The sequence below is a fragment of the Gilliamella sp. Occ3-1 genome, from assembly GCF_001690655.1.
Lineage (GTDB): Bacteria > Pseudomonadota > Gammaproteobacteria > Enterobacterales > Orbaceae > Gilliamella > Gilliamella apicola_P.
Genome location: NZ_LZHQ01000011.1, coordinates 24,095 through 39,827, shown reverse-complemented (window position 1 = coordinate 39,827; position 15,733 = coordinate 24,095). Strand labels below are relative to the sequence as shown.

Here is a 15,733-nt window from a genome sequence, read left to right as displayed (position 1 = left end):
CTTTTGTCCACTTTTTTGGCGAGGAATATAATGTTAAAACAATCTTTTAATATTGAAGCTATATCAAAAATTATCAGTAAGCGAGATGTATGGAAATGGTCTCTTTGGAATAATAATTCAGAACACGAAAAGTGTTTAATAGAATTAGAAAGAAAGATTAATTCTAACAAATATTCTATTGCACCATTTAAAGAACATATACATAAAAATAAAAAAACATTTCAAGCTTCCTCTATCGAAGATACATTATCTATCAAACTATTGGATAAATATTTAAGACGAATATATAAGGTAAAACAATCTGATAGGCAAAAATTAATCCTACAAATAAAAAGCTTATTAACCGACAATGAAGATTTTAAAATAATTCGACTTGATATTGAAAAATGTTATGAATCCATTAATTTTTCAAAAATTTTAAGTAGATTAGAATCTGATATGCTTTTAGCACCTAATTGTCTTCAACTTTTAAATTCAATTCATGATATATGTGAAAAACAAAAAATTTCGGGCTTACCTAGAGGATTATCTATTTCTCCTACTTTGACTGAACTTTTTTTAGAAAAAATTGATAAAGGGTTAAAACACCAAGATGGTGTTATATATTTCAGAAGGTATGTTGATGATTATTTTATAATAGTTGAGTGTGGTAAAGAATCAACAATAGAAGGCTACATTATAAATGAATTATATCAGATAGGGTTAAACATTAATAAAAAATCTGATAAATATGCAATTGCGCCATCAAGAAATTGTTGTTTTGACTACTTGGGATATAACTTTTCGACAAAATATAAAGAAAAAAAAAAAAATACAGTTAATCTTTGTATTTCTAACTCAAAATTATCTAGAATAAAAAGTAAAATTGCCTTGTCCTTTAATGATTACAAAACAAATAAAAATTTCAATCTATTAAAGCAAAGAATTAATTATTTATCCTCGATCCGAATTATAAAAAAACACGAAAATGGTACTCTTTTAGGAGGGATTGCATATAGTTATTGTCATGTAACCGATGATTTTGAATTATTAAAAAAAATTGATGGCTTTTATATAAAAATGATTAATTCAAAAAGGTTTGGATTGACCGTTGCACAACAAAATGAATTGAAGAAAAAATCTTTCTATGGTTTTGTAAAAAATAAAAAAAAGTCTACTTTTACAAGAAAAAAAGTACAACAAATAGTAAGGATATGGAAAAATGCCTAACATCATAAAAATTGATTTATCAGATAAATATCGCACACTTCTAACTGATGTATTACCTTATGAACTTCCTTTATGGTACAACAATTATAATATGTATAACTGTCTTAAAAATAATTTAAGTAATTATATGACAGTTTCAACTTTAAAAAATAAAATTAGTGAAAACTTAATTCCTTTTAACTATAAAGTTTTTAGAGGGGAAAATAAAAGCCCTCGTGTTTTATCTATTATTCACCCACTATCTCAATTACATGTGTGTGATTTTTATGAAAAATATGCAACTATTATAGAATATTATTGTAGTAAGTCTGATAAATCTCTTAGATACCCATTTAAAATTGCCACTAGCTTTTATGGAAAAGTTAACAAAATGGGGGCTCAAAAAAAAATTGATAGTATTGAAATGTATGAAGATGACCCCAAAACTGCTAGTTCATATTTTAAGTATCTTAAATATCCCTTTCTATATCGTTTTTTCGAGTCTTATGAATATCATAAATTAGAAAAACGTTTCAATCATATGATGCAAGTTGATATATCTAAGTGTTTTCCTAATATATATACACACAGCATTGGTTGGGCGACAAAAAACAAAAGGCTAGCAAAGAATAGAAGTAATGGTTCATTTGAACATCATTTTGATACATTAATGCAAAATACAAACTACAAAGAAACTAATGGTATAGTCGTTGGACCAGAGGTTTGTAGAATATTTGCCGAAATAATTTTACAACAAATAGATATAGATATTGTAAAAATATTAAAATCAAAATATGAAGATGGCATTGATTATGAAATAAGAAGGTACGTTGATGATTATTTCATTTTTTACAGATCATTAAATGTAGGAGAGGCAGTTCATTTAGCAATTTCAGATGCACTTGTAAAATATAAGCTACATCTGAATGAAGCTAAAACAGAGTATATTGTTAGACCATTTACAACAAAAATATCTATTACTAAAAATAATATTAAAAACACTATTCATAAATTATTTAATTATAAAACTGAAAAAAATGGAGAAATACATAAAATAAATTATCCAGACAGAAAAGCAAATCAAATTATTTCTAAAATTAAAATGGTCATTTTTCAAAATAATGTTTTGTATAGCTCAATTTCTAATTACCTTATTAAATCAATTGAAAACCAATTTACAGATCTTATAAATGAAATAAATGGATTAGATAAAAAAGAAGAACATCACTTAAATTGGATTTTAGTTGATTTAGATGTTTTATTCTTTTTTTATGCAATGGATATTAGGGTAAGAACAACGGATAAAATTGCAAAACAAGTTGAATTTTTATTAACAACAATATCAACTTGGAAAGAAGAAGCAATAAAAGAGGTTATTTATAAAAAAATATTTGACCTTATAAAGCAAGCTATTGATATTTTCCTTATCACAAAAGGTGAATTATACGGTCTTGAGATACTTAATCTATTAGTTTTATTAACATTATTACCTGTCCATTATCAACTAGATGTAAATAGATTAGATCAATATTATCTACGATTAATAGGTACTACATCAGAAGATGATTTTTATTTTATATGGGTTACTTTTTTATTATACATCAAAAATAACAATGTCTATGATGAAATAAAATCGAAGTTAATTATTTTGGCTAAAGATTATTTAACAAATAATAAAGATCTTTTCAACTCATCACATTATTTTATTTTATTTTTTGATTTTGCATCTTGTCCATATGTGGAAAAAAATATTCGGTCTGATGTGATCAATAAAGTAAAAAAAATAAATAAGGCAAATTATAAAGATGAAACAAAAGATTATATTTTAAATAATGATTTTATTGTTCAATGGAAAAAAACTGACTATTTACAAAATAGCTTAAATAAGCGAGAATTTATATTCTCGTATGAGTGATTATGTCCCTCAACCTGATAATTTTTCTTTTGATAGAGATATTGATTGGGTGTTCTGGCACCACACACGAACAAGGTTGAGGGGCTCCAACTGTAACTATCCCCTAAAACAGTACAACAAACTTTTCTGACTATTAATAAACTAACCCAATATTCATCTAACTAATATCAGCCTTTATTTCCCACTATTGCAATTAGTCGGTATAATGCCAACAATTTTATTGTTAAGTGAGTTATGCATGAAAACGCTATTTGCCAGCACGTCTCGTGGGCTTGAAGAGTTATTAAAAAAAGAGTTAGAACAAATTGGTGCAATTAATTGTAAAATTGCGCAAGGTGGTGTTTATTTTGATGCCGATGACAAAACGCTATATCAATCATTATTATGGTCGCGTTTGGCATCTCGCATTTTACTACCTATTGCCGAGTTCGACATCTATAGCGATTTGGATCTGTACTCTTGTGTGTTTAATATTAAATGGCCAGATATTTTTGCTGTTGATAACTCTTTCGTGATTAATTTTGTTGGTATAAACGAGTTTATCCGTAATAGTCAATATGGTGCGCTAAAGATCAAAGATGCTATTGTCGATCACTTTTTACGTCATACCAACATACGCCCCAATGTGGCTAAGCAAGATCCAGATATTCGGCTTCATGCTTATTTAAATAAAAACCGTGTCACACTATCTTTAGATCTAAGTGGTAATAGTTTACATGAGCGTGGTTATCGAGAGCAAACAGGGAAAGCTCCACTAAAAGAAAGCCTAGCAGCAGCTATTATTATGCGTTCTGGTTGGAAAACAAATGAGCCATTGCTCGATCCGATGTGTGGTTCAGGTACATTACTAATTGAAGCGGCAATGATCGCATCACAAATCCCACCTGGTTTACATCGTAAACAGTGGGGATTTTTTGCTTGGAAAGGCTTTAACCCGACATTGTGGAACGAATTGCTTTTCACCGCAAAACATAACGTATCTAAAACAAACACTGCATTTATCGGTTATGATAATAATGCGACGGTACTTGAACGAGCTAAACAAAATGCTCTTCAAGCAGGTGTGGGGGATTTAATTACTTTTTCGATGCAAGATGTGACACAACTGACCAATCCATTGCCAACTGAAACGGTAGGCATGATCATCAGTAATCCACCTTATGGAGAACGCTTAGAAAGCGAACCTGCGCTTATAGCTTTGCATACGGCACTTGGTCGACAAATCAAACAAAATTTTGGTGGATGGCGCTTATCATTATTTAGCGGTGCGCCACAATTGTTAGATTGCTTACAAATGAGAGCAGAAAGACAATTCAAAGCAAAAAATGGCCCTCTCGACTGTATACAAAAAAATTATGTCATTGCTAAGCGTAATACTGAAGAAGCAATCACAAATTCTACTATGCCTGCGGCTGATTTTGCTAACCGATTACGCAAAAATAAACAAAAGTTAGAAAAATGGGCTGCTCAAGAACAACTGGAATGTTATCGGCTTTATGATGCAGATTTGCCTGAATACAATGTCGCTATCGATCGTTATAAAGATAAAATAGTGATGCAAGAATACGCAGCGCCGAAAAACATCGATCCACAAAAAACTCGCCAACGACTTTTTGATATTATTAACGCCACCATGTCAGTGCTTGAGCTTACCGCCGATCAGTTAGTATTAAAAACAAGAGAAAAGCAAAAAGGCAAACAGCAATACCAAAAGCTAGGACAAAAACAGGACTATTTTTTAGTCCATGAATACCCGATTAATCAGCGCAAAACCGCATTTTGGGTTAATGTGACCGATTATTTAGATACAGGATTGTTTTTAGATCATCGCTTAGCACGAAAAATGATTGGTGAAATGAGTGCAGGAAAAGACTTTCTAAACCTATTTGCCTATACAGGTAGTGCAACGGTTTATGCTGGACTTGGCGGAGCAAAATCAACCACCACGGTCGATATGTCTCGCACCTATTTGGAATGGGCAGATCGTAATTTAAAACAAAATGGTTTAACAGGTAAAAAACATCGATTAATTCAGGCGGATTGTTTGCTCTATTTATCTCAAGCTGATGAACAATTCGATTTAATTTTTATCGATCCGCCGACATTTTCAAACTCAAAAAGGATGAACGATACCTTTGATGTTCAGCGTGATCATCTAAAATTGATGACGGATTTAAAACGTCTGTTAAGACCTAATGGTACTATCATTTTCTCCAACAATAAGCGTGGTTTTAAAATGGATAGTATCGGTATGCAAAACCTAGGGCTAACCTATCAAGAAATTACCAATAAAACGCTATCGCTTGATTTTAAACGCAATAAACAAATTCACTGCTGTTTTATTGTAAAACATCAATAAACACAAACCGCCATAAGGCGGTTAATTTATTAAAATTATGACAAAATAAAACATTCAACAAAATTAAACCATTTCAGCTGGGTTTGATTTGCTAAATAATATATAAGCAGTAATCACTAATAATAAAATTCAATCTTGTAAAAAAGTTTCAGGAAACTATACGTTTTAGTATATTTTTCTCTTACCACCTTCTAGAAGAGTGATCTTAATCACAAAAATAAAAAATAGACCCATTTTAACAATGTGACACTCATCACACTTATCAATTTTTTTTAATGAATTGAATAACTAAATCCTTCTACAATAACAGCATGATGATTATACAATCAATAAGGAAAGTTTTATATTATGACAAGTTCAAACATCAAATTAAAAGTTCAAAATTTTGGACGATTTTTAAGTAATATGGTCATGCCAAATATCGGCGCATTTATTGCTTGGGGATTTATTACCGCTATTTTTATTCCAACGGGCTGGTACCCAAACGAAACCATTGCCAAGTTAGTTAGCCCGATGATCACTTACTTATTACCACTGTTGATTGGTTATACTGGCGGTAAATTAGTTCACGGTGAACGAGGCGCCGTTGTCGGTGCAATTACGACAATGGGGGTCATTGTTGGTGCAGATATTCCGATGTTCTTAGGTGCTATGATAGTCGGACCACTTGGTGGCTGGGTAATAAAACAATTTGATAAAACCATAGACGGAAAAGTCAAAAGTGGCTTTGAAATGTTAGTCAATAATTTTTCAGCTGGTATTATTGGCATGCTACTTGCGTTGCTTTCTTTTTTTGCAATTGGACCTTCTGTCGTTGTTGCATCAAGTAAATTAACTCTTGCTGTTAATTTCCTAGTTGAGCATAACTCACTACCTTTAACTTCAATTATTATTGAACCTGCCAAGATTCTTTTCTTAAATAATGCAATTAACCACGGTATATTCTCACCATTAGGTGTTCAACAAGCAGCAGAGCATTCTCAATCTATTTTCTTTTTAATCGAAGCAAATCCTGGTCCTGGATTAGGTTTATTACTTGCTTATATGTTGCTTGGTAAAGGTTCTGCAAAAAGTTCAGCCAGTGGTGCAGCAATCATTCATTTCTTTGGGGGAATTCATGAAATTTATTTCCCATATGTATTAATGAACCCTCGCCTTATTATTGCAGTGATTTTAGGTGGAATGACCGGAGTATTTACTTTAACACTATTTGGTGCCGGTTTAAGTTCACCAGCATCGCCAGGATCAATCATCGCCGTTCTTGCGGTCACTCCAAAATCATCAATGTTTGGCGTAATTATTTCTGTCATTGCAGCAACAATGGTTACTTTTATCGTTTCCGCTATTTTATTAAAAACCACCAAAGAAGCAGATAAAAGCCTTGAAGAGGCAAAATCGAATATTTCTGAAATGAAAAATGAATCAAAAGGAATTGTAAATGGTACACTTGATCTTACTAAAGTTAAAAAAATTATAGTGGCTTGTGACGCAGGAATGGGCTCAAGTGCTATGGGCGCAGGAGTATTACGCAAAAAAGTTCAAGATGCAGATTTGGATATTTTTGTCACTAATGTGGCAATTAATAATCTGCCTGATGATGTTGACATTGTTATTACACATAAAGACTTAACCGATCGAGCAAAACAACACGCACCAAATGCACATCATATTTCATTAACTAACTTTTTAGATAGTCAATTATATAGCCAACTCGTGGCGGATCTTTTAAGCTCTCAAGCAAATAATGAAGCAAGTGAAACAGTGCCTATAAGCAATCAATCGACTGATAATATTCCTCTATTTAAATTATCACAACAAAATATCTTTTTAGGGTTAACCGCTAAAAATAAAGAAGAAGCAATTCGTTTTACAGGGCAAAAATTGGTTGATAATGGTTATGTCACACCAACTTACATTGAAGCAATGCTAGAGCGTGAAAAATTAACATCAACTTATTTAGGAGAATCAATAGCCGTTCCACATGGCACTATTGAATCAAAAGACGATGTTATTAAAACTGGTATCGTATTTTGCCAATACCCTGCTGGGGTTCAATTTGGTGATGAAGAAGATGATAAAGCAAAAATTGTGATTGGTATTGCTGCTCACAATAATGAACATCTTGATGTCATAGCAAAACTGACTAATGCATTAGATGATGAAACTATTATTGCAAAATTAGCAACGACAAATAATATTAAAGAAGTTTTAGCAATACTAAGTTAACCTATTTCTATTTCCCGCTTTACACGGGAAATAGAGTGAAATATTTCAAATTAAATTATAAAGTTAAGGATTATTATTATGCAAGCACTACACTTTGGCGCAGGTAACATTGGACGAGGTTTTATCGGCAAATTACTATCCGATGCTGGTGTACAAGTTACATTTGCTGATGTCAATCAGGAAATTATTGATGCCATCGCCACTCGTCATGAATATCCGGTAAATGTTGTTGGCGAGCAATCCACTACTGAGATAGTTAAAAATGTTGATGGAATTAATAGCACCTCTAATGAAGTGATCGATTATATTGCCAGCGTTGATTTACTCACCACTGCAGTTGGTCCACAAATTTTAGCGCGTATTGCTCCAACGATTGCCCAAGGAATTATTGCAAGATATAATCGAGGTAACAGTAAGCCACTTAATATTATTGCTTGTGAAAACATGGTACGAGGTACCAGCCAATTTAAACAAGAAATCTTTAAAGCGCTACCAGAAGAAATTCAGCAATGGACAAACATTCATATCGGTTTTGTCGATTCTGCGGTGGATCGTATTGTACCACCTGCAACATCAAAAACAGGCGATATACTAGAAGTGACTGTTGAGACTTTCTCGGAATGGATTGTTGATGAAACACAATTTGTAGGCATTATTCCAACCATTAAAGGCATGCAACCCGTTGATAATTTAATGGCTTTTGTGGAACGTAAGTTATTTACACTTAATACTGGTCACGCAATAACTGCTTATTTAGGATTTTATAATGGTATTGGCACAATACGTGATGCAATTCTAGATGAACGTATTCGTTTAATTGTACGCGGAGCCATGGAAGAGAGCGGGTTAGTACTTATCAAACGTTACAATTTTGATGAGCAAAAACACATGGCATATATTGAAAAAATATTATCCCGCTTTGAAAATCCTTATTTACAGGATGATACTGCACGTGTTGGGCGTCAGCCAATTCGTAAATTAGGTGCAGACGATCGTTTAATAAAACCATTACTTGGCACCTTTGAATATCAAGTTAAAAACACTAACTTACTAATTGGAGTTGCTGCTGCGCTTAACTATCGTAATAATGATGATGAGCAAGCAGTTAAACTAGAAAAACTCATTACTGAAAAAGGCGTTAAACAAGCTTTTTGTGAAATCTCTAGTATTGACGTTAATAATTCTATTGTTATGAAGGTTGAAGAAATTTATACTGCAATGCAAGATCATCAATTTGTCTAATTCTCAATGCCAGAATCGATATTACAAGAAGATATAATATTAGAAAAACTCAACCAGCAAGCTGATATTCACAGCTTGCTAAAAGTTGCCATTAAATTAATTAATGATAATGTCATCAAATTGATTCTTAAAGTCTTCCGAAAAGAGCCTCACGCCATTAAATTTGTTATTCCCTCATTGGTGGGTAAAAATGGACCTCTCAATGATACCTCAGTGTGCCTAAAACTACTTTATGTGTTGGGTATTATTTCTCGTGAGGATTACGAAGATATAGAGCTACTGATTGCTGTTTTGGACGAACTAGAGCTAGACGACAAACAATACACTTATTTAGATGATGAAATTTTAGGTCCTATTAGCTTATTACATGATATGGTATTACCACCAAGCTGGGAATCGCAACACGAAAAAGTAAAACAATCAGGTATTGTCGATACTTTAAAATCTTCCATTTACCAAAATCGCTATCAACAAATGATACGCTCGGCACTCATCATCGCTATCACAGAGTTAACGGTTCGAATCATTAATAAACAAAAGATTGACTATTTTCCATAATAATATTGATTGTATATTTTGTTGATACGTTAAATTTACTCTGCTCGTCACTTATATCTATTTAAAGAAATGATTCGCAATTTAAAAAAAATAATTTAACGAGTAAAAACATCGATTAATTCAGGCGGATTGTTTTGCTCTATTTATCTTAAGCTGATGAACAATTCAATTTAATGTTTATCTTTCCGCCCACATTTTCAAACTCGAAACGCATGAATAATACCTTTGATGTTCAGCGTGATCATCTAAAATTGATGACGGATTTAAAACGTCTGTTAAGACCTAATGATACTATCATTTTCTCCAACAATAAGCGTAGTTTTAAAATGGATAGTAGTGGTATGCAGAATCTGGGGCTCACCTATCAAGAAATTAATAATAAAACCCTTTCGCTGGATTTTAAACGCAACAAACAGATTCACTGCTGTTTTATTGTAAAACATTAATAGACGGAGCTGGAAAACAGCTAATCCACCCGAATATCAAAATAGCCGTTAGAGGGTACTGGGCACTAATACGATGTTAGTATGCTAAACATAGATGTTTGGCATGATTTTACAATGTCCTAAATAATTCACAACTAGTATGTTAAAACCGAGCGATGACTTAAGCTACTCTTGGGTATGTAAACATATCTCCTTAGATTGTTTTTAAAGGCTGTGGTATAACTGGTTTAATTCGGGTGTTGTCATCGTATAGAAATGATCACTGAAGTTTATAACACCCGAAACCTGTAATTCTAAATATTTAAAAAGAATTCATTGGGATATTCACCTAATTTTATTTAATTTTTCAACAAAACTTAATCATCCTACCTAACAACTAACACCGAAGTTTTAGCACCACGAACCACCCCAGAAGCATTAGATCCTAAAAGATGAGTTGAGATATTAGGACGACGTGAGCCTAGAAGAATTAAATCGGGTTGAATTTCTTCCGCTAAACGGAGAATCTCATCCCTTGGATTACCAAATGCAATAGAAAAGGATACGTTTTCACGCGGTAAATCAATCGAGTCGATAAGTTTATGCAAGTCTTTTTCCGTTTGTACTATAGCTTTATCCTTAAATTCGTCAAAACCAAATGAGTAAGCATTCACAATGGCTGAGGCGACTGGTAATGAATGAAAAAAGATAACTTGGGAATTAGACAGTTTGGCTAAGCACTCTACATGTGGAATCACTTTCTTGGTTAATTGGTCTTCAAGCACATCAATAGGAACTAAAATTTTTTTGTACATAACTCCCCCCCTTGCTTTGTTAAAGATTCAATTATATATTCAGTGAACCTAAAATAGGTTTTACCTAGCTAGTATGATACTCATTTTAAATTTAAACTTTAATTATTTTTTATCCAATTTATGATGGAGATCAACATGAGCTATATTATTTATCAACCTAATATAAAAATCTAGTTAGAACACATAGTTGATCGTTATGGTCATATCGGGTTTAATGAACACCATTTTTCTTGGATTTTAAGAGATAATTAAAATGAGAATCATATTAGCATCAACATCTGTATCCCGTAAAAAAGTGCTCGAAAAATTAGCTATCCCTTTTGAGTGTGTACCGCCTGTATGCGATGAAACACCGCTAGTCGGCGAATCAGCTCAGCAATTGGTGGTTCGACTAGCAAAACTTAAAGCCCAATCATTAGCGACGCAGTTTGCTGATAGTTTAATTATTGGCTCTGATCAAGTTGGTGTGTTAGACGGTAATATTGTTTGCAAACCGCATACAATTGATAATGCCCGTAAACAGCTTCGACAAAGCAGCGGTAAAGCTTTCTATTTTTATACTGGTATGACAGTAATTAATACCAAAACACAACAACAAACCACTATTTGCGAACCATTTAAGGTGACTTTTCGGCATTTAACTGATTCAGAAATTGATGCTTACATTAGCAAAGAGAAGCCACTACAATGTGCTGGCAGTTTTAAATGTGATGAACTGGGCATCACCCTGTTTGATAAACTTGAAGGTAATGATATTAATTCATTAGTTGGGTTGCCATTATTAAAACTCAATAAAATTATGATCGACATGGGTTGTAATCCACTTTTAATATAACAATTCAGTTAATAACTAAACCCATTAGTCAATAAATCGTCCAGCTGACATTTTCATAACTTTTTGGCTATAACGAGCAAAATCGTGATAAGGGCGCTTATTTTTAATACTATTTTATAAATTAAATTAAGAAAATAAACCTGTGAATAAAATAACATTAACCGATATTTTTATTTTTTTATGCATTAAGTATATACTTAGGCAAAATTGAGTTCTGAATATATTGAGTAACAAATCTTATGCCACTATCGACATTAATTGTTTTGCCACTTTTTATTATTACAATTGTTTTTGCCTCACTCTTTAAACAGACAAAATGGCAAATGTTAAGCATAATTTTACTAACAATCTTTATTGTAATGGAGCTAACTTCTATCTATTTTAGTGGTGGCTTTATTGATTATCAGTTTTATGTAAATTTAAACATTAATGACATAATCGAAGGGCTATTTATTTTTAAATTACAAGCAGTCTTAGTTATCGTTGTCTTTTTTGCCCTTATTTTTTTGCTATCAAAACTCGCAGATTTATGCAAACGTAAATGTCATTTAGTGTTTCGTCTGTTACTAGCCTTTGTGGCAATAGTATCCATCAGTTACCATAATGGTCCATTCAGTCGCTTATACGAAATCTATCAAGTTACAAGCGCACCTCGTGAGCCATTTGAGCAGGCGTTACAATCACTTAATATGACTCACTATACCAATAAAGATCAGCTTGTTAGCTATCAAGGTAAAAATATTATTGTTTTATCTTTAGAATCATTTGAACAAGGCTTTTTCGATTTTGAGGATATTACCCCTAATTTACAAAAACTTCGCCAAAATTATACCTTTTTTGCTAATATGCCCATGAGTCCAGGAAGCTCATGGACTACCGCATCAATGTACACTTATATGACCGGTATGCCCTTTCTAATTGGTGGCTACACAACATCACCACTAATGCGCGCAGAAAAGACCAATCTAGTTAGCCTAGGCGATATTCTTAATCAAGCGGGTTATCAAACCCGTTATGTAATGGCTAGCCCTGATTTTGCTGGTATTGGTCACACAGCAGAACTGTTTGGTATGCAAGTCATTTCTGAAAAAAACTATGTCGACCAATATCCACTAGCACCTTTTGGGCTGTATGACAAGGACATTTTTGATGTAGCGCAAAAACAAATTACTGAAATGCGCAAAACAAAAAAACCTTTTGCTTTATTTATTTCAACTGTTTCAACTCATGCCCCAAATGGTTTTGATGATGAAAGAATGAAATCGGTTATTTCACCAAAATCAGATAATATGTCTTTCGTTGCTGCTTCACTAGATCATAATTTGGGAATTTTTATCCAACATCTAAAAGACGAAGGTGTATTAGAAGATACTGTATTTTATATTTTTCCAGATCATTTAATGATGGGAGCAGGCACACCAACAATCAATCGTCTTTCAGAAACAGAACGCAAACTTTATTTATTAACAAATGCACATACGCAAGATCTACAAAAAAACACTGGGCAGACTATTTATCAGATTGACTTACCTCGTTTAATTTTAAATGGAGCCCAAGTCAAAACTAACGCTAAATTTTTGACTGACTATTTAACTGAACCTAATTTTGATAAAAAACAGTTTATTGAACAAAATAAATCTAATATCGCAACGCTCAATAATTCGGCACAAGTATTTAAATAGGCATGAATAATGACGTTTGATACATTAATTTTTGTCTCTACCGTCAGCTTTTTAGGTATGATCTCACCTGGACCTGATTTTTTTGGTGTTAAAAAATAGCTTAAGCTATAACCACAAGATGGCATTGCTCTCTTGCCTAGGCGTCATCATCGCCATCTTAGTTCATATGAGCTATTGTATTGCGGGCATTGCAGTACTTATCACCACAACTCCACTTCTTTATAACGCCTTACGCTATGCGGGTGCCACTTACTTAATATGGCTTGGCATAAAGGCACTACTCGCTCAAAATCTGAATACCACCTATATTGGTAAGCCACAACTCACGCAGCCAATTTCAAAAAAATCAGCCTTTATGCAAGGTTTTTTATGTAATTTACTTAATCCTAAAGCAACGTTATTTTTTTAGCTACCTTTACTCAAGTGCTTAATGCAGAATCATCAACACTTGATAAGCTAATCGTTGCGTTTATTATTTGGATTGAAGGTGTTTTTTGGTGGCTTTTTATCGTCTTTATTTTTCAAAGAATAAAGTGTACAACGACGTTACTTTAAAATTCAATTTATAATTGATAAATTACTAGGAGGCATTTTAATTACACTAGGAATTAAAGTCGCCTTAGGTTTTTAGCTTATTAAAAAGTAACTAGCAAATATTAAGGCTAAAATGCATACTTTTTTGAATATTTAAACATTAATTGTTAAACTAATACCTATTCAGTTTTTATAATCATTTCAACCTTGCATCCTGATTATAAATTCACAGATGACTCATTTTATTCAATAGGCTAATTAAATGGATAAATTATTACAATATGGTCGAGAGCTTCTTGAATTAGAGATACACGAAGCACAAAAATTACCAAATCGACTTGGCAGAGATTTTGTTAACGCATGTCAGCTTATTTTAACCACCAAAGGTAAAGTCGTTGTTTCGGGTATCGGAAAATCTGGACATATAGGAAAAAAGATTGCCGCCTCGTTAGCTAGTACAGGAAGCCCTGCTTTTTTTATGCATCCATCGGAAGCCTTACATGGCGATTTAGGAATGATAACTCAAAACGACGTAGCCATTTTAATTTCTTACTCAGGTCGCGCTAAGGAATTCAATTTTATTTTACCAATTCTTATTGAAATGCAGGTACCTGTTATTGCTATCACTGGAGGATTGGATTCGCCACTCGCTAAATCAGCCCAAGCAATTCTTGATATTTCAATTGAGAAAGAAGCTTGTCCCATGGGGCTTGCACCAACATCTAGTTCAACTAATACATTATTAATAGGGGATGCGCTAGCAATTGCAGTAATGCGAGCACGAGGCTTTAAAGAGGAAGATTTTGCACGCTCCCACCCTGCAGGTAGTTTAGGTGCTAAATTACTCAATCATGTCAAAGATGTAATGCGAACTGGTGATCGAATTCCTAAAGTACCGCAAAATGCAACCGTTATGGATGCCATGTTAGAATTAAGCCGTACAGGTGTTGGTTTAGTTGCAATCTGCCAAGATAATAATAAAATAATTGGGGTATTTACCGATGGTGATTTACGTCGATTATTATTAAAAAATGGTACATTACAAGATAGTATTATGGGCGTTATGACTAGTCCGGGTCATTGCATTCCCGAAAACTGGAAAGCAGTCAAAGTGTTAAAATCATTTAATGATCATAATATAACCGCCGCCCCGGTCGTTAATTGCAAAGGTGAATTAGTAGGCGTTTTAAACATTCATGATTTGCATCAAGCTGGTATTAGCTAAAAGTATTGATAAATACCTATTGCCAAAAGGTACTATCTATTGAGATAATTACCGACCTAAATTTTTGTCGTTAGACGGAGATCCAAGAAAAGTTACACAGTGATAAGACGAATGATTTCATAAATCATAATAAGTTGGCATTGTGTTGTATATTTTTAACCAAAATTAATAGATGATGAAACAACAATGGCAGAAAAGCGAAATATCTTTCTAATTGGCCCAATGGGGGCAGGAAAAAGCACAATAGGCCGACAAATTGCACAACAGTTAGGCATGGATTTTTTTGACTCAGATCAAGAGATTGAAAAACGTACTGGGGCTGATATTGCATGGATTTTTGACCTAGAAGGAGAAGAGGGATTCCGTGCCAGAGAAGAAAAAGTCATTAACGAATTGACTGAAAAACAAGGTGTAGTTCTTGCAACTGGTGGGGGTTCAGTCTTATCTAAAGAGACACGAAATAGATTATCCGCTCGTGGAATCGTTGTCTATCTTGAAACAACCATTGAAAAACAGATGGCAAGAACACAAAAAGATAAACGCCGACCATTATTACAAGGCAGTAACACACCACGTGAACTTTATGAAAATCTTGCTAGTGAACGTGAACCACTTTACGAAGAAATTGCCGATATTACAATTAAAACCGATGAACAAAGTGCAAAAGGTGTTGCTGGTTATATTATTGATAAAATAGAGCAAATTTAAACCATTATTTTACTTGGTAGG

Annotated in this window: 11 protein-coding genes and 2 pseudogenes; 12 read left to right on the top strand and 1 reads right to left on the bottom strand. The window is 33.1% G+C overall.

Features of this window, described 5'->3' with window-relative positions; translation table 11 throughout:
• Positions 1-30 precede the first annotated feature (30 nt).
• From drt3a to rlmL, 7 genes and pseudogenes are all read left to right on the top strand, one after another.
• Entirely contained in the window at positions 31-1,209 is a 1,179-nt protein-coding gene (gene drt3a, locus A9G43_RS03425) for an antiviral reverse transcriptase Drt3a (RefSeq protein ID WP_065606647.1), read from the top strand.
• Positions 1,202-3,103, top strand: a complete 1,902-nt coding sequence (gene drt3b, locus A9G43_RS03420; protein WP_065606645.1) for an antiviral reverse transcriptase Drt3b — start codon at positions 1,202-1,204, stop codon at positions 3,101-3,103. Before drt3a ends, drt3b begins: the two co-directional genes overlap by 8 nt.
• A gap of 238 nt (positions 3,104-3,341) precedes the next feature.
• Positions 3,342-5,462: a bifunctional 23S rRNA (guanine(2069)-N(7))-methyltransferase RlmK/23S rRNA (guanine(2445)-N(2))-methyltransferase RlmL gene (gene rlmKL / locus A9G43_RS03415; RefSeq protein ID WP_065606643.1), complete on the top strand. Its 2,121-nt coding sequence runs from the start codon at positions 3,342-3,344 to the stop codon at positions 5,460-5,462.
• A gap of 348 nt (positions 5,463-5,810) precedes the next feature.
• Positions 5,811-7,688 (top strand): PTS mannitol transporter subunit IICBA, encoded by a 1,878-nt coding sequence (locus tag A9G43_RS03410; RefSeq protein WP_065606641.1) that lies wholly within the window; start codon positions 5,811-5,813, stop codon positions 7,686-7,688.
• Positions 7,689-7,766: 78 nt separating this feature from the next.
• On the top strand, positions 7,767-8,930 hold the full coding sequence (locus A9G43_RS03405; RefSeq protein ID WP_065606638.1) for a mannitol-1-phosphate 5-dehydrogenase: 1,164 nt from the start codon (positions 7,767-7,769) through the stop codon (positions 8,928-8,930).
• Positions 8,931-8,936: 6 nt separating this feature from the next.
• A complete protein-coding gene (locus A9G43_RS03400) occupies positions 8,937-9,488 on the top strand; it encodes an MltR family transcriptional regulator (RefSeq protein ID WP_065606636.1) in 552 nt (183 codons plus the stop codon).
• A 109-nt stretch (positions 9,489-9,597) separates the two neighbouring features.
• A pseudogene (gene rlmL, locus A9G43_RS11235) lies at positions 9,598-9,934 on the top strand (bifunctional 23S rRNA (guanine(2069)-N(7))-methyltransferase RlmK/23S rRNA (guanine(2445)-N(2))-methyltransferase RlmL); the annotation flags it as partial.
• A gap of 365 nt (positions 9,935-10,299) precedes the next feature.
• On the opposite strand, the gene A9G43_RS03395 reads toward rlmL, so the two are convergent.
• Positions 10,300-10,728: a universal stress protein gene (locus A9G43_RS03395; RefSeq protein WP_065606634.1), complete on the bottom strand. Its 429-nt coding sequence runs from the start codon at positions 10,726-10,728 to the stop codon at positions 10,300-10,302.
• 253 nt (positions 10,729-10,981) lie between these two features.
• On the opposite strand from A9G43_RS03395, the gene A9G43_RS03390 reads away from it, so the two are divergent.
• The 5 genes and pseudogenes from A9G43_RS03390 (at position 10,982) to aroK (ending at position 15,712) form a co-directional block, all read left to right on the top strand.
• The gene (locus tag A9G43_RS03390; protein ID WP_034912210.1) at positions 10,982-11,563 is read left to right on the top strand and encodes a Maf family protein; all 582 of its coding nucleotides are present in this window, start codon (positions 10,982-10,984) and stop codon (positions 11,561-11,563) included.
• A gap of 239 nt (positions 11,564-11,802) precedes the next feature.
• Positions 11,803-13,245 carry an LTA synthase family protein gene (locus A9G43_RS03385; protein ID WP_065606633.1) on the top strand — a complete coding sequence of 481 codons (1,443 nt, stop codon included), beginning with the start codon at positions 11,803-11,805 and terminating at the stop codon, positions 13,243-13,245.
• Positions 13,246-13,254: 9 nt separating this feature from the next.
• Positions 13,255-13,876: pseudogene (locus A9G43_RS11355) on the top strand (LysE family translocator).
• A gap of 165 nt (positions 13,877-14,041) precedes the next feature.
• Positions 14,042-15,004: an arabinose-5-phosphate isomerase GutQ gene (gene gutQ, locus A9G43_RS03375; RefSeq protein WP_065606631.1), complete on the top strand. Its 963-nt coding sequence runs from the start codon at positions 14,042-14,044 to the stop codon at positions 15,002-15,004.
• 186 nt (positions 15,005-15,190) lie between these two features.
• Positions 15,191-15,712, top strand: coding sequence for a shikimate kinase AroK (aroK, locus tag A9G43_RS03370; protein ID WP_065606629.1), 522 nt, complete (start codon positions 15,191-15,193; stop codon positions 15,710-15,712).
• Positions 15,713-15,733 lie beyond the last annotated feature (21 nt).

Bases quoted from the DNA above. Each gene is read 5' to 3' on its own strand.
- drt3a (WP_065606647.1), top strand. From the start codon at position 31: ATGTTAAAACAATCTTTTAATATTGAAGCTATATCAAAAATTATCAGT.
- drt3b (WP_065606645.1), top strand. From the start codon at position 1,202: ATGCCTAACATCATAAAAATTGATTTATCAGATAAATATCGCACACTT.
- rlmKL (WP_065606643.1), top strand. From the start codon at position 3,342: ATGAAAACGCTATTTGCCAGCACGTCTCGTGGGCTTGAAGAGTTATTA.
- A9G43_RS03410 (WP_065606641.1), top strand. From the start codon at position 5,811: ATGACAAGTTCAAACATCAAATTAAAAGTTCAAAATTTTGGACGATTT.
- A9G43_RS03405 (WP_065606638.1), top strand. From the start codon at position 7,767: ATGCAAGCACTACACTTTGGCGCAGGTAACATTGGACGAGGTTTTATC.
- A9G43_RS03400 (WP_065606636.1), top strand. From the start codon at position 8,937: ATGCCAGAATCGATATTACAAGAAGATATAATATTAGAAAAACTCAAC.
- A9G43_RS03395 (WP_065606634.1), bottom strand. From the start codon at position 10,728: ATGTACAAAAAAATTTTAGTTCCTATTGATGTGCTTGAAGACCAATTA.
- A9G43_RS03390 (WP_034912210.1), top strand. From the start codon at position 10,982: ATGAGAATCATATTAGCATCAACATCTGTATCCCGTAAAAAAGTGCTC.
- A9G43_RS03385 (WP_065606633.1), top strand. From the start codon at position 11,803: ATGCCACTATCGACATTAATTGTTTTGCCACTTTTTATTATTACAATT.
- gutQ (WP_065606631.1), top strand. From the start codon at position 14,042: ATGGATAAATTATTACAATATGGTCGAGAGCTTCTTGAATTAGAGATA.
- aroK (WP_065606629.1), top strand. From the start codon at position 15,191: ATGGCAGAAAAGCGAAATATCTTTCTAATTGGCCCAATGGGGGCAGGA.